Source organism: Lacipirellula limnantheis, from assembly GCF_007746075.1.
GTDB classification, from domain to species: domain Bacteria; phylum Planctomycetota; class Planctomycetia; order Pirellulales; family Lacipirellulaceae; genus Lacipirellula; species Lacipirellula limnantheis.
The window spans coordinates 4,068,420-4,088,162 of the sequence record NZ_CP036339.1 but is presented as its reverse complement, the minus strand read 5'-3'; the positions used below and the strand labels follow the sequence as shown (position 1 = coordinate 4,088,162).

Here is a 19,743-nt window from a genome sequence, read left to right as displayed (position 1 = left end):
GCGCGCCTTTCTATCTCATCGGAATAACCACTCGAAAGCTAGTTCTTCCGTCCGTTCGTGACCAATCAATCGATCCTTGGTGTGCCTCGACGACTTCGCGTGCGACAGCAAGGCCTAACCCCACCCCCTCGGCCTTGCTGGTCACAAAAGGGTCGAACAATGCTGATTCAAGAGAATTTTTCGGACCGGGACCGGTGTCGCAAACGCCGAACTCCGCCGTCCCGTCTTCAAGTTTCCTCAAGGATACGTCAATCACGCGGGGTAGATCGTCGCCGTTCTGCTGAACGGCTTCGACTGCGTTGATCAACAGGTTGAGCACGACTTGGCCGAGCGCCTCCTGGTCCGCCAAAACCAGGATGTCGTGATCGGGGGGAGTCCAGGCGAGTTTGACCCGTGCGTGGCGAGCGGAGGGGCGAACCAAGGAGATCAAGTCATCCACTAACGCGGTGAGGCTGATTTCGCGCTTCTCGGCATCGTCGAGCGGCTTGCCCGCTCGTAGAAACCGTTGTAGCTGACTTTCCATTAACCGCAACTGCCGTTTCGCGACGAAAAGGCTTTCATCGCCATTTTGCGCGCCGCATTTTTCGGCATGTAGGTCGAGTGCCATGCGGCACCCTGTCGCCGCATTGCGCATTTCATGAGCAAGGCCTGCGCCCAAAAGCGATACTGTCCGCATTTGCTCGGTGCGCCTGACCTGCTGCTCATAGTCCGCCAGCATTTCTGCCGTACGATTTACTGCAATTGCAAGGTCGCGAATCTCGTCATCCGTCGTCGGAAGTTGAGCGGGCGCAAAGTCGCCTTTCGCGATTCGCATAACGTCATTCTCTAGTTGCCCCGTGGCTCGGCTCAGCCGGCCGCCAATCAATCGAGCGACAATGGCGACGACGGCGATCGTGACGACGCCCACGACCAGCGGCGGCATAAACGCCTCGCGCCAGTTCCGCTGATATTCTTCCACCGGAAACATGACGTGCAGCAGCTGTGCCGACTGCCCCACGTCTCGCGCGGGCAAGACAGCGACAGCATGGAAGTACCATCGCCCCTCGACCTGCAAGGGCGACCCGAGTTTCAGGTCAGTCGTCTCGCGTGTCGGTGCGGCCGGGGGCAACACGGCAGGCGCTGCTGCGAAACTACTTGCCAACGCGACGCCCGACTCGTCATATAGCACGAATTCGGCGCTCGACAGCTCCCGCATTTGACGAAGCACCGCGTCCGAGAGGGGAAAGTTTGATTTTGAAAGGACCTCGACGACGCCCCGCAATCGTCGTTCGATGCGGCTACTCGTTTGTCGCCCCGCCAACAGTGCATTGAGAGCCCCGACGGTTCCCAAACTAGCGATGGCCACAGCGATCACGGGAAACATGATTTGTCGGCGAAGTGGCCAGCGCATGATTGTTAGTCGCAGAGAGGTGTCGCAAAGCTGTACGCCATGCCGCTTTTAGCGACGTTCGTGGCGAGGCTGGTTACCAAATCGTCGAATCGTGCACCCCGCATCAACGGATGGAGGGCTCCGGCCGGCCTTCCTTAAGTGCCACGATAGGCGTCGCGTTTTGCGCCGTCCCTGAAATCACGTTGACGGCGTTTCTTGCGGTTCGCGAGATTCACCATTCTACATTCGATGGATCGACGAGTAATCCAATCGTTCCGTAGGCGGCTATCGAGAGCTGATCTCGAAGTCAACAAGCGTCATACAAAATGTCGCCGGCCTCAAGCGTCGCCTGATCATTTTATCTTCGCTGTGGTACTGCCAGTTTAGACCGCCGTCGAGTCGGGACGCGATCATCCGGATGGGAAAAGCCATCACGTTGCCCATCGCCAACCGGAGGCGCGGCAACCCCGCGTTGGGTCAGTCCTCGGCCCGGCTGCCGTCGCCGCACATTTTCACGATCTTCGGATCGAACTGCGCGACAATCTCCACGAGGTCCTGCTGCGCCGCCATCACGCCGCGGATGTCTTTATAGACTCCGGGGACCTCGTCCGAGCCCGCCGAAAGGACATCGATGCCGCGATCTGCGAGTTCCTTTCGCACCTGCGAAATGCGAAACATATCATTCGCCTTCGTCCGCGACATCTGCCGCCCGGCCCCGTGAGACGCCGAGTCGAGACTTGCCGCGTTGCCTCGACCGCGCACGATGAACGCCGGATCGGCCATCGAGCCTGGAATGACGCCCAGCACGCCGGCTCCCGCCGGCGTCGCCCCCTTGCGATGGACGACGACCTCGCGGCCGCCATGCGTTTCGAGCCAGGCAAAGTTGTGGTGATTTTCGACCCCCGCGACGATCTCAGCGCCGAGCAACTGGGACACCAGCCGATGGATCACCGCGTGATTGGCCGCGGCGTACTCGCCCATCAAGTTCATCGCCGCCCAATACTCTTGCCCCGCTTCGCTCGACAAATCCAGCCAGGCGAGACGGCCTAGATCTTTCAGCTCCGACGGCAGACGCGATTGAGCAATCGCGCTATAGGTGCTGCACACCGCCGCCCCTGCTCCGCGGCTGCCGCTATGGCTGAGCAGCGCGACATACTCTCCGGCGTCGAGGCCAAGTCCTTCATCGCGCGCTCCCAGCGACAGGACGCCGAATTCCACAAAGTGGTTCCCCGATCCCGACGTGCCCAACTGCTTCCATGCCGTATCTTTCCGCTCCCGCGTGATGCGGCTCACGCTCCAATCGGCGTCCATCACCTCGTGCGACTGCTTCGGCTTGTGCTCGCAGCCCACGCCGAAGCGAGTTCCCTTCTCCAGCGCTTGTCGAAACGGTTCGCGGCGATTCGCCAGCGCCTCAACCGGCGCGTCGAGCACTGACAACTTCATGCGGCACGCGATATCAACGCCAACCGCGTAAGGAATCACGGCGTTCTCACAGGCGAGCACGCCGCCGATCGGCAGGCCGTAGCCGACGTGGGCGTCGGGCATCAGCGCCGCCCCCACCGCCGACGGCACGCGGCAAGCGTCGCGCATCTGGGCGTGCGCCGCTTGGTCGATCTCCTCGCCCCACGTCCGGTAGGAGATTGGCTCGCGCAGTTTGATCGGCTCGTACCCCGACATTTCTTGGGCGAGTTTCCCCCAGATCGGATCGTCGAGGAACGCCTCCGGTGCGCGTACCACCGCTTGCATGAGGTCTTTCGCCCGTTTCCCCTTCAGGCCGAACCCCAATTCCTGTGATGCGGCGTTCCGCAGCGCGTCGATGGCCGCCGCCGCGAACTTCGGCGGCACGCCCAGCTTTTGCAATTGTCGACGATTCATCCTGACCCTTACCCTGACGACTGTATCCCATCAAGAAACATCCAAGTCGCCGCGAGGGCTCGACGAGCACGACGACACAGAATACCTACCATAGGTGACATATTGCCCACGAGGATCAATCCGAACCACTTCATCCCATTATGCGACCGCTGCTTCTTGAGTCCCCCGTGCCGTCATGGTTCGATCCGATCCAGCCTCGCAAAAACTCTCAACGATTCTGTCAAATTTAGTGCCCCCAGCGCGAACCAAGGTTCGCCCGGCCCCGTCGTTACTTTCATGCAAAGTGGAAAATCTTCGGCAATCTCGCCAGATTGAGCTTGCCTTATTTCCCGCTCCTGTATTTATAATGCAGTTGTTGGTCGTACCGAACGCAGGTGCGACGGGCAGTCCCGGCCGCTCGCTTTCCTCTGGCAGGATCTTGAGCCGCCAGTACCCAGTACGGAAGGAGGTGGTCTGTTGAACCATAGTCATATACGCCAGTTGGGTGGTGAATTCCGTTGACCACCGGCGGGTGTCCCTTCGGAGACGCCACCACCTGCTTCTGAGTGCCCGCTCGCTGATCGGAGCATCTTCTAGAACTCCGGCAGCAGCCTGCCCTCAAAGCAAAAGAGTTGATTACGGCCCGGTCGCCCTCGCGGCGACCGGGCTCTTTTTTTGCGCCTGCGTCATGGCTTGAGCGGCGTCCAGAAAAACGCGACGATGACGACCAATCAGACGCCATCTCATTCCCCACTGCATTCCCATTCAGCGTTCCCCATTTATTCCAAATGTCCGACGACCTCGACGAAGCCCTTGAAGCCCAACAATGGCTCCTGGAAACCAGCCTCCCGCTCGTCTTCGAAGCCTTCGACGATGCCCTCCAGCGCGACGTTGAAGTGCCGGTCGTCGTCCTACTCGATTGCGAGGACGCCATCGGCGGCGAAATCGCCCGCAGCTGGCTCGGCGACGAAACCGTCGAGGACGCGATTCTCCATCAGTCGGACGACCTAGATGAGGAGAGCGAGGCAACCACTGTCTTCGCAGTGGCCTTCTCCCTGGAGGAATGTCGCACCGAGGTGCCGGCCGTCTTCCCCTACCTGGAGCCGGCCCTCGAAGCGGCTCCCGAAGTTGGGTTCTATGCCATTTCAGTCACCAGCGGCGGGGCGTCGATCTTGATCGTTCCCCCCGACGCCCGGCCCTGAAATTCGGCCGTCATTCTGATTGCAGCAAAGACTCCAGCCCTGCGGCAGACCCCAACCTACCGCTGGATCATTCGCTCCCATCAGGATGACCGCCGGTCCCGGCGCGCCTCGAATCCGGTCGGCGCCCTCTTTTCATCGACGCCGCTAAACTCGATTTGGGGTTAAGTCCTTTGCCTGGCTATAATACCGGCTTGGCTGTTCAGGAAATTCCCGCGCCGTAGGAACCTTGCCATGGCGGACGCTGCTTCCCATCTCCACGCCCCATGCTGCCGTCAGTTTCCCAGTTGGCTGATTCGTAGCGCAGCGCTGACGGTCGTCGTCGCCGTCGGGCTTGGCGCCTTGGGCGTTCGCGTCGCAGTGGCTCAGGAAGGCGGCGGCCGTCGCGGCGGGCCAGGCGGGCCGCGCTTCGGCGGCGACATCAGCCAACTCCCTCCTGAAGTCCAGGCCCGCATCCGCGCCCAAATGGGCGGCGGCCCCGGCGGCCCTCAACCAAGTCCGCAACCCGCGGCCGAGCAACCCAAACCCGAAGGCGAAAAGCCTCCAGAAGGCGAGAAGCCTGCGGAAGAGGCCAAAACGATCAAGCGCCCGACCGACAAGCCGCAAGCCAACGCCGAGGAACTGAAGGCCGCCCCCGACAAGGACGGCATGGTCCAGTTCAACTTCCGCGGCCAGCCCTGGCCGGACGTGTTGGAATGGTTTGCCGCCGTCTCGAAGCAAAGCCTCGACTGGCAGGAACTCCCCGCCGACTTCGTCAATCTCTCGACGCAGCGTCGGTACTCGATCAACGAGACGCGCGATCTGCTTAACCGCACGCTGCTGTCGCGCGGCTTCACGATGATCTCCGTCGGCGACGTCCTCACCGTGGTCAAGATCGACAAGATCGACCCGAGCCTCGTGCGCCGCGTCGAACCCGATGATCTCGACGACCAGTCGCCGCATGACTTCGTGCGCACCCGCTTCCCGCTTCCGGCGACTCTCGATCCGGCTAAGGCCGTCGAAGACCTCAAAGTGGTGCTCAGCCCGGCCGCCAAAGTGACGCCGCTGCTCGCCTCGAAGCAAATCCAAGTGATCGACGCGGTCGCGAATTTGCGCGATGTTCGCGATCTCCTCTACGGCGAGCAAATGGTCGCGGACAAAGACGTACGCCCGCGCGTCTTCGGCCCATTCAAGTACCGTCGCGCCGACTATATCGCCGATCAGGTGATGATCGTCCTCGGCCTCGATCCGAATAACCGCAAAGGCCCGATGGAACTGCAGCTCGAACAACAAAAAATGCAGATGGCGATGCAGATGCAGCAACAGGGCAAAGACATCAGCAAAATGCTCAAAGATGACGGCCCTCCGGTGCACATTGCGGTCGACAAGCGGCGTAACTTTCTGCTGGTGAACGCTCCCCCCGCCGAGATGGAGATTATCGCTCGCACCATTGAGGAATTCGACGTCCCCGAAAGCGGCAGCGTGGCCGCCGCCGGTCCGGCCACTGGCGCCGAGGAGCTGACGTTCAAACGCCACTCCACTGTCAGCATCGATCCGGACGAGGTCGTCGACGCGCTCCAAGACCTAGGCGGTTTGAACCCGCTGACGCAACTCACCCACGACAATCGCAGCAAGACGATTTTCGCGCTCGCCACGGCCGCAGATCATGCGACGATCGAATCGCTGATCGACAAGCTCGACGGCAGCGGCCGCGGCCTGAAGGTCGTCTGGCTGAGTCGCAAGACCCGCGCCGATCAGGTCGCTGGCACGATCAAGGCCTTGATGGTGGGCGAGAAAAAGAAAGACGACAACAATCGCGGCCGTTACTGGTCCCCCTGGGGTAACAACGGCGACGATGAAGAAGACAACGCCGCCGCCTTCCGCATCCAGGCCGATGTGGAGAACAACCGCCTCCTCTTGTGGGCGAACGAGGACGAGTTTAACGAAGTGACCGCGCTACTAAAGGACCTCGGCGCCGTCGCGGCGGGCTCGGGCGGCAATCCCAACAAGTGGCGCGTCATGGAGTCGCGCACGCCCGCCGAAACCGAAGCCCTGCTACGACGCCTGCAGGAGACTTGGTCGGGCCAGAACAAACTCAACATTCACATGGCCCCGAAAGAGGCAGCCCCCGGCGCTGCTCCTGCTGAAGAGAAGCCGACAGCGAAGCCGACGCCGAAGGACAAGATTACCTCGCTACAACGGCGCCCCCTACACGAATCTTCTGGCTCCCTGCCCCTCGAGGGAGCAACGAGCACAGTCGCCGGTGGCGATCTAGCGCAGGCGGTAGTCTGTGCGCAGCACCGGGCTGGTGAGGGGGGCGGCGCAGCAACGTTAGTCAACCATCCCTTCCAGTTCGCGAATTCATCGAGCGTCCGACCACGGCTTAGGTTCGTCGCCGAACAAGCGGAAGAGGCCGCCCCGGCAACGCCGCCGTCGGCTGAACAATCCAAGTCGGCCGAACCAGAGTCTGCTCAGCCTGCCGAACAGCCCGCCGCCGTGCAGCCCTCGGCCGCATCCGCCCCCATCAACATCACCGTCACGCCTGACGGCCGCATGATCGTCAGCTCCGACGACGTCGCCGCCCTCGACCAACTCGAGGAACTAATGAACGAACTCGCGCCGCCGCAACGCGACTTCGAAGTGTTCCAACTCTTTAACTCACGCGCCAGCATGGTAGCGCTCAATCTCGAAGAGTACTTCGCTGACGAATTGAGCGAAGATACGGACACCACCAGCTTTGGCTGGTGGTGGGACGACGACAACAATAAAGAAGAGGATCCCGCAACGCTCGGCAAGTCGCGAAAACTGCGCTTCATTTACGACATCGACACCAACACGATCGTCGCGCAGAACGCGAATCCGGCGCAGTTGGAGGTGATCCGCGAATTGGTCAAGATTTACGATCAGCCGGTGAGCGAGGACGCCGTCTCGAAGCGCAAGACCGACATCGTCCCCATTCGCTACTCGAACGCTCAGGACATTGGCGCCGCGATTAAAGAAGTCTACCGCGATCTGCTCAGCTCGAAGGACAAGGAGTTCCAGGCGAACAAGGGGGGCGAAGGCGACGACGGCGGCCGCAGCCGCAGCGAGCGGTTCAGTTTTTTCGGCGGCTCAAGCTCCAGTAGCTCCAAGTCGAAGCCGATGAAAATGTCGTTTGAAGGCGCTCTCTCTATCGGCGTCGACGAGATTTCCAACTCGCTGATTATCTCCGCGGACGACGCCATTTGGGACAACGTCAAGGAACTCGCCGTCTCGCTCGACGAGAAGGCCAAGCCCGACACCGTCGTCCAGGTCCACGAACTGCGCGGCACGCTGAAGGCTGCCGACCTGCAGGCGGTGTTAAACACGGCCCTCTCCCGCCCCTGGCAGGGCAACAGGCCGCCGGCAGGCGCCGTCAACAGCAGTCGGGGCGGCAGCAGCGAAGGGGGCGGTCGCGGCGGAGATCGCGGCGCCGACAGGGGCGACCGCGGCGATCGCGGTCGCGGCGGCGACCGAGGCGGAGACCGCGGTGATCGCCGTGGCCGTGACTAACGCGTCACAGCGTCAGGGCTCGCTCCATCCGCCGCATACAGCGCTCGCGTCCCAAAATCGCGATTGTCTCGAACAGCCCAAAGCCCACGCTCTTGCCGCTGATCGCCACGCGCACCGCATGCACCAGATCGCCGACCTTCACCCCCTGGCGTTCGACGAACTCCTTGAGATGCTTCTCAATTGCCGCCGGCTCGAACGGTTCGACGCTAGCCAGCTCCGCCGCGTACGCCTTCAATAGCGGCTTCGCATTCTCGGGCTTAACGATCCGCTTCTCCACCGCCGCGGCATCGTAAGGCAAGGCGTCGTCGGCGATGTAAAACTCCGTGTAATCGAGCACGTCGCCCGCCATCTTCAACCGATCGCCGGCCGCCTCCAAAATTGCCGAGAGATACGGCGCCGTGTCACAAGGCGGCGGCGATGAGACGAACCCCGCCCCTTGCAAGAACGGCAAGCACTTCGCCGCCTTTTGCTTCAGCGGAACCTGCTGCATGGCTCGATCTTGAAACGCCAACAGCTTCTGCGGATCGAAACTCGCCGGCGCCTTGTTCACGCGCTCGAGCGAAAACAACTCGATCATCTCCGCCCGCGAAAATTCCTCGCGCTCGCCGTCGAGCGACCAGCCTAGCAGCAGCAGGTAGTTCAGCAATGCATCGGGCAAGAAGCCGATCTGCTCGTAGAAGTCGACGATGACGGGATTGAATGTTTCGGCGGTCGTTGCCAGTCCCAGTCGCGTCGCAATCGAGTTGCCTCGCTCCATCAGCGCCGCAAAGTCGCGATTCTTCAGATACTTGTCGAGCTTCCGCTTGCTCAACTTTGTCTTGCTTCCAGGCTCGGCGACGTACGGCAAATGGGCGTACGCCGGCAACTCGTACCCCAGCGACTGCGCAATGAACACCTGCCGCGGCGTATTCGGCAAATGTTCTTCGGCGCGAATCACATGGCTGATCCGCATCGCTTCGTCGTCGACCACCGACGCCAAGTGATACAGGCACGTCCCATCGGCCCGCTGAATCACATGATCCTGCTCCGCCGACCAGGCGAACCGCACCTCGCCGCGAATCAGGTCGTTGAGCACCAGTTCGCCCTCGCGCGGCATCTTCAGTCGCACCACGCCCTGCCGACCTTCGGCCGCGAACTTCGCCGCGTCGGCGTCGTTCTCCGCCATCCAGCGGCGGCTGTAGGTGAACTGCCCGCCCGCTGCCTGCGCCGCCTCGCGCTCCGCTTGCAGTTCTTCAGTAGTGCCGAAGTCGCGATACGCATGCCCGCTCGCGAGCAACTTCTTGACCGCCGCCTGATACAAGTCGCCGCGCTGCGACTGATAGTACGGCCCGCATGGCCCGCCGACCTCGGGTCCCTCGTCCCAACTCATGCCCAGCCACTGGAACCCGCGCAGAATCGGCGCGAGCGCCGCGTCGACGTTCCGCTGCTGGTCGGTATCGTCGACGCGCAGCAGAAACTCTCCGCCATGCTTCCGCGCGAAGAGCCAATTAAAGAGCGCCGTCCGCACGCCTCCGATATGGAGATACCCCGTCGGGCTTGGGGCGAAGCGAGTCCGTACTGTCATGTCGATCTTCCGAAGGGTGGGACGAGGCCCCAGCCTACCAAAAGAAGCGTCGGCTCGACGAGAGGCAGCCGTGGCCCCGACCCTGGCACAAACGTATCCCGAGCGGAGCGCCGGTTCTAGCCCTAACCATCGGCCAAATTCTCGGCGAAGGCTGAACCTCAGGGGACCGCATGGCTCAGCATGCCGCGGGCCCAACAACGTCGCGCCTCAAGCCGCCCGATGCTGTCGCCGTAGCCGTTTCTTGTCGGCCTTCGATAGCTTCCGGTTGCCGAAGTCATCGTCCTCCTCGGCGTCGTCCGACCATTCCGGATCGTGCGCTTCCTCGGCGTCGCGCGTCGCGGTCGAACTACCGGCAGGCGTCTGAGCGGGCGCTGCTTTGGCGGTGATCGCGACCGGCGACGCTGCTTTCACTTCGGCCGCCGCATCGACCTTCGCGACTTTGGTCGGCTTCTCTACGACCGGCCGCGGGGCGTGATCGATCAGCCCCTGCACGTCGAGCACCACATAGCGGGCAAAAACCATCATCCCCGTCAGCGCGAACGTGGCGCCCACCAGCGGCAAGGCGTTCGCAGCCATGCCGCCCCACGGTTCCGCCGTCGCCGGCAAGAATCCAAGCACGCCGACCGCCGCGGCGACGTAGCAAGCTGCCGCCGTCAGCGTGAAGGCCATCGCTGGCCGCGATTCGCCAATCTCGAGCAGCAGCCGCACAAAGATCCAGCCGCCGACCAGCGCCAGCGGCGCGAGCCACCACTCGGCCCCGGCCGCCGTCAGCGACCAACCGGTCGCGGTCATCGCTGCCTTCGCCAGCAGTCCGTGAATCGGCGCGACGGCGTTGACGCTCATCGCCAGCGCGCCCCAGCCAACCCACTTCCAAACGCGATACCGCCCGGCGTAATCATCCACGCGATGGCGCCGCAGCGAAAACGTCAGTTTCGCCAGCATCGCAATCATCAACATGGCCACTGCCGTGGTCCAAGCCGACACGCCGCCCGCCATGCCGGCGCTTAACTCACTGGCCGACACCCCCGGCAGGGCCGCGGCGATTGTTTCGGAGTAGTGCGCAATCGCCGCCGTCGCCGCGGCCGCGCCGACGCCAGCCAGCAGCGTCGTGAACACCGCCACCTTCCGCCGCGGTACAAAATCGGTCACCTGGGGATGATTTTCAATGTTCGCCTGCTCGCCGTAGCGCGGCGCATCGGGATCGAACGCCGCCGCCTGCGCCGCCGCGCTCGCCCCCGAACCGTGGAGTACTTCATCGTTCAACACGCGTCGTCGTCGTCCAACTCGAGCCATACTCGGCGCCATCGACCAGTGGTGATGTTCGTTGCCAGTCCGTTGAACGGGCGAAGCCTCAGCCGACCGCTAGCGTCCGCGCCTCGCCCCGACGGCGTACCGCTCCATCCGTACAATCCGCATCGACATTTCAAACGCGATAACTGCGACCGCGCCGAAAAGCCGGGGTCAGGCAACTTAGAGAAAGTTGGCGGGCGGCTAGAGAGCCGTCCCTGGTCAGTGGTCCGTTGCAGTTGCTATCGCCCCCTTTACCGTCGACGACTTCGCTGCGATCACCGCCCGCTGCATTCAGCAAACAACCGCTGACGACTCGCCGTTGACAACTGGCGCGCGACGAGTTGAAAACGCCGCAACGACGACCCCGCATTGACGTTAACGAAATTTCCTTGACACTTACTGACTACCGACATCTTCCCGCGCCCGCATCGCCTGCCTTGCCGAACCCCCCGCCCTCCGGGACAATCAACGGGGTGGGGAGTCTGGGGCGACTCGAATGTTCCGCAAGAGTGGGATTGCCTCCAGTCGCCCCGATCCCTGACCCCATTCGCCTCGCTGCGGGGTTTCATCTCGCTTCAGGGAACTCACAACACTGCAACAGCCGGCCAGGACGGCCGGGCTATGTTTCGGCCCTCCGCCTTCCCCCCTCCCACTTCGCCAATCCTCTCGTGCCCCAACTCGAGACGATCACCGCCCCCTTTTTCCCAACGCTCGCCGAGCTCGGCGAGTTTCGGCTGGTGGCCGTCGACGACATGCCCGCCGACTACCGGACGCTCCTCGCCCACGACGCTCACATGACGGTTACCGTCGAGGCGTTTCACAATTCGATGGTCGACGTGCAGGTGCTCGACGAGCATCGCGAGGGCGATTACTACAGCCGCACGAGCCTGTTGCTCTGCCGCAAGAGCCGCAAAATTGTCCAGTTCGGCATCATGCGGATCGACCTCGCCGGCCTGCCGCCGATCGTGCGGGAAGAAATCGAATCCCGCGGCACGCCGCTGGGCCGGATCCTCATTCGCCACAACGTCTTGCGGCATGTAGAATTACATCGGCTCTGGCGCATCAAGCCCGGGCCCGAGCTCGCGCGGCGCCTGATCTATCAGATCGCGCCGCCGTCGGCTCAACCCGCTCGCCACGGGGCCGCGGCGTCTGACGACTCGTCGATTAGCGCCATCAGCCTCGCCAAGCTTGAATCCCAAACCACCGCCGGCAGCGAACGACTGTACGGCCGCACGGCCCGGATCGTCGTGGAGGGCCGCCCCGCCGTCGAACTCCTGGAGATCGTTAGAGCATGAGTCACTGCACGATTGAGAAATCGCCCAAGGAATTGCAAGAATCTTACGACTGCATAGTCATGGGAGCCGGTCCGTCGGGTTCAACCACCGCCACCCTCGTGGCCAAAGCTGGGTTTAACGTGCTGTTGGTCGAGCGCGAGCGGTTCCCGCGGCGGCACGTCGGCGAATCGCTCATGCCCGACATTTACTTCACGTTTGAGAAGCTGGGCATTCTCGACAAGCTGAAGCAGAGCGGCTACGCCAAGAAGGTCGGCGTCCAATTCGTGAATCACGCCGGCCGCGAGTCGGCTCCGTTCCTCTTCCGCTGGAATGACCCGAACGAGTGGAGCGAGACCTGGCATATTCCGCGGCCCGAGTTCGATCAGATGATGTTCGACACCGCCGCCGAGAACGGCGTCGACGCCATGCAGGGCGTTCGAGTCCTCGAAGTGCTGTTTGAAGGCGAGCGTGCCGTTGGCGTGAAGCTCCAATTCAATAGCGACGACGGCGCCACCGAAACGCGTGAAGTCCGCGCGAAAGTCGTCGTTGATGCCACCGGCCAATCGGCGATTCTTTCGAACAAGCTCGGCCTCCGTCGCGTGAATCCCGACCTGAAGAAGGCCGCGGTCTGGGGCCACTTCAAGGGGGCCAAGCGCGACACCGAACATGGTGGCGTCTATACCATCGTCCTCCACACCAATCAGCGCAAGAGCTGGTTCTGGTACATCCCCCAGGCCGACGACGTGGTGAGCATTGGCGTCGTGGGCGACAACGACTACATGCTCAAAGGTCGCGGCACGCCTTCGGAGATCTTCTTCCAAGAGGTCGACAAATGCCCCGCCGTGAAGGGGCGCATGGAGGGGGCGACGCAGGTCGACGAGCTGATCGTGACGAAGGAGTTCTCCTACCTTACCGACCGCTCGGCCGGCGACGGCTGGGTGCTGGTCGGAGACGCGTGGGGCTTTATCGACCCCGTCTATTCGTCCGGCGTCTTTTTCGCTCTGAAGTCCGGCGAGCTCGCGTCGGAGTGCATCATCGATGCGCTGCAGGCGAACGATCCTTCAGAAGAGCGCCTCGGGAAGTGGCTGCCGGGCTTCAAGGAAAAGACCAACTGGGTTCGCAAGCTGGTTCATGCGTTCTATTCGGGCGGCTTCCGCGTCGGTAAGTTCGTGAAGGAGTTCCCCCACCACCGCGGCGAACTGACCGACCTGCTCGTCGGCCGCGTCTTTAACGATCGAGTCGGGGGGATTTTCAAGGATCTCGACCCGTTCATGGAGCGGATGAAGAACGAGCTCCCCCCCGAAGACCCCAACGCCGAACCCGAAGACGCCGACGTGCCGGCGCTGGCGTAGGAAAAATTTTTTCGACACAGAGGAATTACAAACGTCAACACACCAAGGCGAGTGAAGCGAGCTGATAGGCGTTGTTTGCAAGTGTTCGCATTTCTCCGTGTCCTCTCTTCGCTCTGTGTTGAACGTATTTTGCCTTCGAGCTCACACTGGCGCCCCGCATGCGTATTGCCTACCTCGCCGCCGGGGCCGCCGGCATGTATTGCGGGAGTTGTCTGCACGACAACACGCTCGCCGCTGCGCTGCTGAAGCTGGGCGAAGACGTCATCCTCGCGCCGATCTACACGCCGATCCGCACCGACGAAGTCGACGTCAGCGAGCCCCGCGTCTTCTACGGCGGCATTAACGCCTACCTCCAGCAAAAGTTCCCCCTCTTTCGCCATACGCCGCGGTGGCTCGACGGTTGGCTCGATCACCCCGCCCTGCTCCGTATGGCGACCAGAAACGCCGCGAGCGTCGACCCCGCCAAGCTTGGCGACATGACCGTGTCGATGTTGCGGGGCGAGCAGGGCAATCAGCGGAAGGAGCTTGAGAAGCTCGTCGATTGGCTGGTTAACGACGTGAAGCCCGACGTCGTCCACCTCTCCAACTCGATGATGCTCGGTCTCGCCCGACTGATCCGCGAGCGGGGCGGGCCGCCGCTGGTTTGCTCACTCTCGGGCGAAGACATCTTTCTCGAGAAGCTGACGCCCCCCTACTACGAGCAGGCGCGACAACTCATCCGCGAACGGGCCGCCGACGTTGACGCCTTCGTCGCCCTCAATGGTTACTATGCCGACTTCATGGCCGAGTACATGGCGACGCCCCGCGAGAAGATCAGCGTCATCCCGCATGGCCTCGACCTTGCCGGCCACGGAGATCCGCACGCGCGACAGACCGACGCACTGCGCCGGATCGGGTTCCTCGCGCGCATTTGCCATGACAAGGGTCTGCACCTGCTGGTCGAAGCGGGCGAAAGGCTTTCCCGCGCAGATGCCCCGCCGTTCGAGATCCACGCCGCCGGCTATCTGGGTGCCGGCGATCGCAAGTACCTGGCCGACATTGAGCGCCGCGTCGCGCGCGGCCCCCTCGCCGGCCGTTTCACCTATCATGGCGAGCTCGACCGCGCTGCGAAAATCGAATTCCTGCAATCACTCAACGTCATGGCCGTGCCGACCGTTTACCGCGAGAGCAAAGGGTTGCCCGTGCTCGAAGCCTGGGCCAACGCGACTCCGGTGGTGCTGCCCGAGCATGGGGCGTTCCCCGAACTGATCGCCGACGCCGGCGGCGGCCTGCTCCACCGACCGTTGGATGCTGACCACCTGGCGCAGCAGATTGCTGTGCTGCTGAATGCCCCCGATCACGCCCGCGAACTTGGCCGCCGCGGCCAGCGCGCCGTTGCCGATCGGTATCACTCCGTCGCCATGGCAAAACAGACCATCGAGCTCTACCATCGACTGCTTGCCGCCGTCCCACATTGATCGCCGTCCGCGTGCCGGAAATCCTTTTCCAGGATGATTGTTACTCCAGGACGACGACATTTGCCGAAATAAGGTTGCGACCGTCGTCGAACACGCCAGAATGAATAGCCATCCCGGTGACGCAGCTTCCCGGCGGCGTAGAAGCCTCGCTAATTATCCGAACGTGTCCCCATGACTCCGCATGAGTCGGCAGCTGCTGCAGGCCCCGTCACCGCGGTGACGCCGTCGCGGCCATTCGACTTTACGGGGTGGAACGAGCTGTTGCACGCGGAGCATGTGTTCGTGCGCGTCGATCTCAACAACAAGATCGACTTCGTCTCGGCGTCGGTGCGCGACATCATGGGATATCGGCCCGAGGATCTCATCGGTCGCGATTACCGCGAGACGTTCGATCTCGACCATCCGATTCGCACGAGGTATCTCGAGGTCTCCGATCGCTTCGCGGCGAGCGATCCTCCCAACATGAAACGGACCGTCGGCCGCCGCGCGAACGGCAGCATGGCGTTCCTATGGACGCGCGAACGCGAAATCGTGGGCGAGAATGGACTCATCGGTCGGGAGTTCATGATCTACGATGCGACCAGAAGAGTGGAGACCCTGCTGTCGCTCCGGCAAAGCGAGCGTAAGTATCGACGGCTCGTCGAAGGGTTGCGGACCGAATACATCATATACTCGCGCGACGCCCGAGGCATGATCACCTACGTCAGCCCCTCGGTGAAGAAGGTCCTGGGATTCGAACCTGAGGAAATGATCGGGACCTACGCCCGCGATGCGTACGCCGATCCCTCGCATGGCCGACAGGTCGTCGACGAATTCGCCCGCGCGTCGCAAAGCGGCAAACTATCGCAGAGTATGGTCATCGAGGTTCGCCACCGTGACGGCGCGGTTCGGCAATTGGAAATCAATGAGCGGCCGGTCTTTGCCGCCGACGGCAAGCTCGCCTCGGTCGAAGGAATCTGCAAGGACGTCACCGAAGCGGTCGCGGCCGAGCGACAGATTCGCGATCTGAAGGAAGATTTGGAGCGCCGCGTCGCGTTGCGAACGGACGAATTGCAGCGCATGTACGAGGACCTGCGCGCCAGCGAGGCGAGGTATCGCGACGTGGTCGAGACGCTCAACGACTTCGTGGTCCGGTGGAAGCCCGACGGTACGCGCGACTTCGTCAACGAGGCGTTCGCCCGCTTCCACAATGTCACGCCCGCCGATCTCATCGGGACGAGCTTTGTGCCGACGATTCATGTCGATGACCAAACGGCGTTCCAGGAAGCCCTGGCCTCGATCTCTCCCCAGCGACCTTCGGCCACGTACGAGATTCGCGTCCGCCGCCGCGATGGGAGTTATCCGTGGGTGCAGTGGAACACCCGCGCAACATTCGATGAACACGGGGAACTCGATCACTACCAGTCCGTCGGCCGCGACGTCACCGCGCTGAAGGCCGCCGCCGACATGCTGCGCCAGAAGGAAGTCCACCTCGCCCACCTGTCGCGGTTGGCGACGATGGGCGAAATGGTCGCCGGCATCGCCCATGAAATCAATCAGCCCCTCCACGCCGCCAAGACGTTCGCCGAGGCGGCCCGGCGACATCTGCAGGCGGGCGGGGACGAGAAACTGGCAAAAGCGATCGAATGCACCGGCGAGATTTCCGAGGCCATCACCCGCACCGTGCAGATCATTCGTCGGCTCCGCGAGTTCACCAAGGCGCAGCCCTTCGAACTCGAAGCGCTATCGCTCAACGACGTCGTGCGCGAAGCAGCCGAACTGGCCGGATACGAGATTCGCCACAGCTCGACTAAGTTAAAGCTCGAACTCGCCGACGAGTTGCCCGTCGTCCTGGGCGATCGGATTCAGCTGGAGCAACTCGTCGTCAACCTACTGATGAACGGTTGTGAAGCCATGGAACAGACCGCCCTGGTCGACCGCATCCTCGTGCTCCGCACGGAGGTCGCGCGAAACGGCGTCTGCCTGACCGTGACCGATGCAGGCGTCGGCGTTGCCGACGACGACATGCATCGACTTTTCGACGCGTTTTACACGACCAAAGAGGAAGGAATGGGGATGGGGCTCGTGTTGTGCAAAAGCATCGCCGAGGCCCACGGCGGCCACCTCCGCGCCGAGCGGAATGCTAGTCCCGGCATGACGTTTGCCTTAATCTTGCCAGCGACGGGAGGAAACTAGTGCGCGACGATCATTCCACCGTATATGTCGTCGACGACGACGCCCAGGCCCGCAAGGCCGTGACGGCCCTCATCGAGGCCATGGGCGTGACGACGCTCGGCTTTAACTCGGCCGAGGATTTTCTCGCCCACTACGACGGCCGGCGCCCCGCCTGCTTGGTGACCGACGTCCGCATGATCGGCATGAGCGGCCTGGAGCTGCAAGAGGAGCTCATCCGCCGCGGCGTCGATATTTCCGTCGTCGTCCTGACGGGCTTTGCCACGACTCCCGGAACCGTGCGGGCGATGCGCAACGGCGCCCTCACATTACTGGAAAAGCCCTGTCGCGATGACGAGCTTTGGGAGGCCGTCCGCGACGGTCTAGCTGCGGATCGCCAGCGCCACGCATTGCAGAGCGGCATTGGCGAAATCCGCGGCCGCTATGCGACGCTCACGGCCAAGGAGCGTGACGTCCTCGCGCATGTGGCGGCCGGCGAAGCGAATAAGATTATCGCCAAACGCCTTGACGTGAGCCTGCGCACTGTCGAACTCCATCGCCAGAACATTTTTCAGAAGATGGGCGCCGACTCGTTGGCCGAACTGGTGCGGATGGTGGTCGCCATCGAAGGCGAATCGAAGCCGCCGCTGCCGAGCTAGACAGCCCTCAGAATTTTTAAGCTTCGCGGGCGGAGCGAGCAAGTAACAGTTACGCCGCTCATTCGTGCCGGTCCGACAATTTTCAATAAAGGTTGCGGGCAGCGACGATTCATTCGCTAGCCCTGCGATTTGGGCAGGACGCTCTCAGCAGTGCGCTGCGGCGACCCGCAGCCGTTCGGCGGTTTACGCGAATACTCCATCTTGAGCATGCTTGTAGTATTGCATTGTCGGCGCGGCGCCCTCGCCTCGCCGCGTGCACGCGGTCCCCACCCACTTCAGGGCTACGTCATGTCGGTCCCGCCCCTTACCAGCCGTCGGTCACGTCGCGACGGCGCTCAGTTGGCGCAGCTCCTCGAATCGCGGAGCCCCGCCCAGTCCGCTCAAAACATGCCTGAACCTGTTGTTTTTGTAATCGACGATGACGCCCAATCCGGGCGAGCCGTCTCTGAGCTAATCCGAACGTTCAATTACGAGGTCCGGACTTACCAAAATCCCGCCGACTTCCTCGACGCGCTCCCTGATCTCAGCGCCGATCAAGTCGGCTGCGTGATCACCGATCTGCGTATGAGCGGCATCGACGGCCTGGAGGTCCTCCAACGTCTCAACGAGCGCTCCACGACGTTGCCGGTAATCATCGTCACCGCGTACGCCGAGACGGCGACGACCGTCCGCGCACTGCGCCGCGGCGCCGTCGCGGTCCTCGACAAGCCATTTCGGGACGACGAACTCTGGGGCTTCGTTCAGGAAGCCGTCTCCCGCAGCATGGCCGAGGTCGGCCGCAACCGCCGTCACCAGGAATTGCAAGACCGCTTTAAGCGACTCTCGCCGCAGGACCGCGAAGTCCTCAAGCTGATCATGGAAGGTTCCAAGAACCGCACGATGGCCAAGCGACTGGACGTCAGCCTTCGGACGATCGAAAATCGTCGCCGCCGCATTTTCGACGTGATGCAGGCCGATTCGGTCGCGGAACTGACTCGCATGGTCGTCGAATACGAGTACCGTCTCCCAGCCACTTCCCCCGCCCAGGAAGCCTGGCTCCACCTTCCCTTCGAACGGGTAGCTTAGCGCCGCCGCGTGCCAAGGGCCCGTCGAACCGACCGCGGGTGAAGATCTTGGGCCCGAAAAAACACGCAACCCCAGCACTCAAAGCATCTTGCGTCCCGCCCTGCCCTCGCTACAATACAGGGCTCCGCTGGCCGAGCGTTTGGCCGCGACCATCGTACACCGTTAAACATTCCGACATGATTCCTGAGCGCAAACCGACTTCGACCCGCCGCGTTGTCAAGAAAGACCCCGTCTGCGTTGACGGCATTCGTCCTCGGCCGATGTTCATCGACTACAAGGACCTCGATTTGCTCAGCAAGCTGACCAATCGTCACGGCCGTATCGTGAGCCGCCGCAAGACCGGTTGCCATGCCTCGAGCCAGCATGCCGTGGCGAAGGCGATCAAGCGGGCCCGCTTCATGGGCCTGATGCCTTACGTCGGCGGCTGAGCTACGAATTCTCCCGGCGAAGGGAGATGAAGGGAAGGGATTTCCCACGCTGTCAGCGCCTGTGATGCCATGCGCCGGCATACTCGGAACCTTTTTCCCGTTCCCCCATGCCCGAGCCGTTCCAAACGTCGCGCCTCGTCGAGTTTCACGACACCGACATGGCCGGCATCATGCACTTCGCGTCGTTCTTCATCTACATGGAGTCGGCCGAGCATGAGCTCTACCGGTCGCTCGGCCTCAGTCTACACGAAGAAGTCGACGGCGAACTCATCAGCTTCCCGCGCGTCGCTGCGGCCTGCGATTACTCGTCGCCGGCGCGCTGCGAAGAGATTCTGGATATCGCCATCTCGGTCACCCGCATCGGCGCCAAGAGCATCAGCTACGAGTTCCGGTTCACGCGCGCAGGCGTCCTATTGGCGATTGGCAAAATGACGTGCGTCTGCTGCCGCGTCGCGCACGGGCAGCCCCCCGTCTCGCGGCCAATTCCGGATAACATTGCCGAGGGCCTCCGCGTCTACGCCATGTAACGTTTACGCGATGTAAATCGTCCGGCGATCCTGTCCGGATCGTG

General features: G+C 62.5%; 14 protein-coding genes. 10 read left to right on the top strand and 4 right to left on the bottom strand.

Annotation, left to right across the window (positions count from 1 at the left end):
- Nucleotides 1-10: 10 nt before the first annotated feature.
- Nucleotides 11-967: a sensor histidine kinase gene (locus I41_RS15785; protein WP_168206938.1), complete on the bottom strand. Its 957-nt coding sequence runs from the start codon at nt 965-967 to the stop codon at nt 11-13.
- Nucleotides 968-1,846: 879 nt separating this feature from the next.
- Nucleotides 1,847-3,244 carry an RtcB family protein gene (locus tag I41_RS15780; RefSeq protein WP_145433886.1) on the bottom strand — a complete coding sequence of 466 codons (1,398 nt, stop codon included), beginning with the start codon at nt 3,242-3,244 and terminating at the stop codon, nt 1,847-1,849.
- Between the two features lie 767 nt (nt 3,245-4,011).
- On the opposite strand from I41_RS15780, the gene I41_RS15775 reads away from it, so the two are divergent.
- Nucleotides 4,012-4,425: a hypothetical protein gene (locus I41_RS15775; RefSeq protein ID WP_145433885.1), complete on the top strand. Its 414-nt coding sequence runs from the start codon at nt 4,012-4,014 to the stop codon at nt 4,423-4,425.
- Nucleotides 4,426-4,656: 231 nt separating this feature from the next.
- Nucleotides 4,657-7,932, top strand: coding sequence for a secretin N-terminal domain-containing protein (locus I41_RS15770; RefSeq protein ID WP_145433884.1), 3,276 nt, complete (start codon nt 4,657-4,659; stop codon nt 7,930-7,932).
- 4 nt (nt 7,933-7,936) lie between these two features.
- Here the strand turns inward: I41_RS15770 and gltX are convergent, their stop codons facing one another.
- Nucleotides 7,937-9,496, bottom strand: a complete 1,560-nt coding sequence (gene gltX, locus I41_RS15765; protein ID WP_145433883.1) for a glutamate--tRNA ligase — start codon at nt 9,494-9,496, stop codon at nt 7,937-7,939.
- 207 nt (nt 9,497-9,703) lie between these two features.
- On the bottom strand, nt 9,704-10,759 hold the full coding sequence (locus tag I41_RS15760; protein ID WP_145433882.1) for a hypothetical protein: 1,056 nt from the start codon (nt 10,757-10,759) through the stop codon (nt 9,704-9,706).
- 695 nt (nt 10,760-11,454) lie between these two features.
- Between I41_RS15760 and I41_RS15755 the strand changes: the two genes are divergently transcribed.
- From I41_RS15755 to I41_RS15720, 8 genes are all read left to right on the top strand, one after another.
- The gene (locus I41_RS15755) at nt 11,455-12,081 is read left to right on the top strand and encodes a hypothetical protein (protein ID WP_145433881.1); all 627 of its coding nucleotides are present in this window, start codon (nt 11,455-11,457) and stop codon (nt 12,079-12,081) included.
- Complete coding sequence (locus I41_RS15750) at nt 12,078-13,412, top strand: NAD(P)/FAD-dependent oxidoreductase (protein ID WP_145433880.1); 1,335 nt, start codon at nt 12,078-12,080, stop codon at nt 13,410-13,412. Before I41_RS15755 ends, I41_RS15750 begins: the two co-directional genes overlap by 4 nt.
- Before the next feature lie 158 nt (nt 13,413-13,570).
- On the top strand, nt 13,571-14,869 hold the full coding sequence (locus I41_RS15745) for a glycosyltransferase family 4 protein (RefSeq protein WP_145433879.1): 1,299 nt from the start codon (nt 13,571-13,573) through the stop codon (nt 14,867-14,869).
- 171 nt (nt 14,870-15,040) lie between these two features.
- A complete protein-coding gene (locus tag I41_RS15740) occupies nt 15,041-17,044 on the top strand; it encodes a PAS domain S-box protein (protein ID WP_145433878.1) in 2,004 nt (667 codons plus the stop codon).
- Complete coding sequence (locus I41_RS15735) at nt 17,044-17,679, top strand: response regulator transcription factor (protein WP_145433877.1); 636 nt, start codon at nt 17,044-17,046, stop codon at nt 17,677-17,679. The genes I41_RS15740 and I41_RS15735 overlap by 1 nt, the downstream gene beginning before the upstream one ends.
- A gap of 288 nt (nt 17,680-17,967) precedes the next feature.
- A complete protein-coding gene (locus tag I41_RS15730) occupies nt 17,968-18,744 on the top strand; it encodes a response regulator transcription factor (RefSeq protein WP_168206937.1) in 777 nt (258 codons plus the stop codon).
- A 176-nt stretch (nt 18,745-18,920) separates the two neighbouring features.
- Nucleotides 18,921-19,172 carry a 30S ribosomal protein S18 gene (gene rpsR / locus I41_RS15725; RefSeq protein ID WP_246133683.1) on the top strand — a complete coding sequence of 84 codons (252 nt, stop codon included), beginning with the start codon at nt 18,921-18,923 and terminating at the stop codon, nt 19,170-19,172.
- Between the two features lie 107 nt (nt 19,173-19,279).
- Entirely contained in the window at nt 19,280-19,699 is a 420-nt protein-coding gene (locus I41_RS15720) for an acyl-CoA thioesterase (RefSeq protein ID WP_145433875.1), read from the top strand.
- The last annotated feature ends 44 nt before the right edge of the window (nt 19,700-19,743 follow it).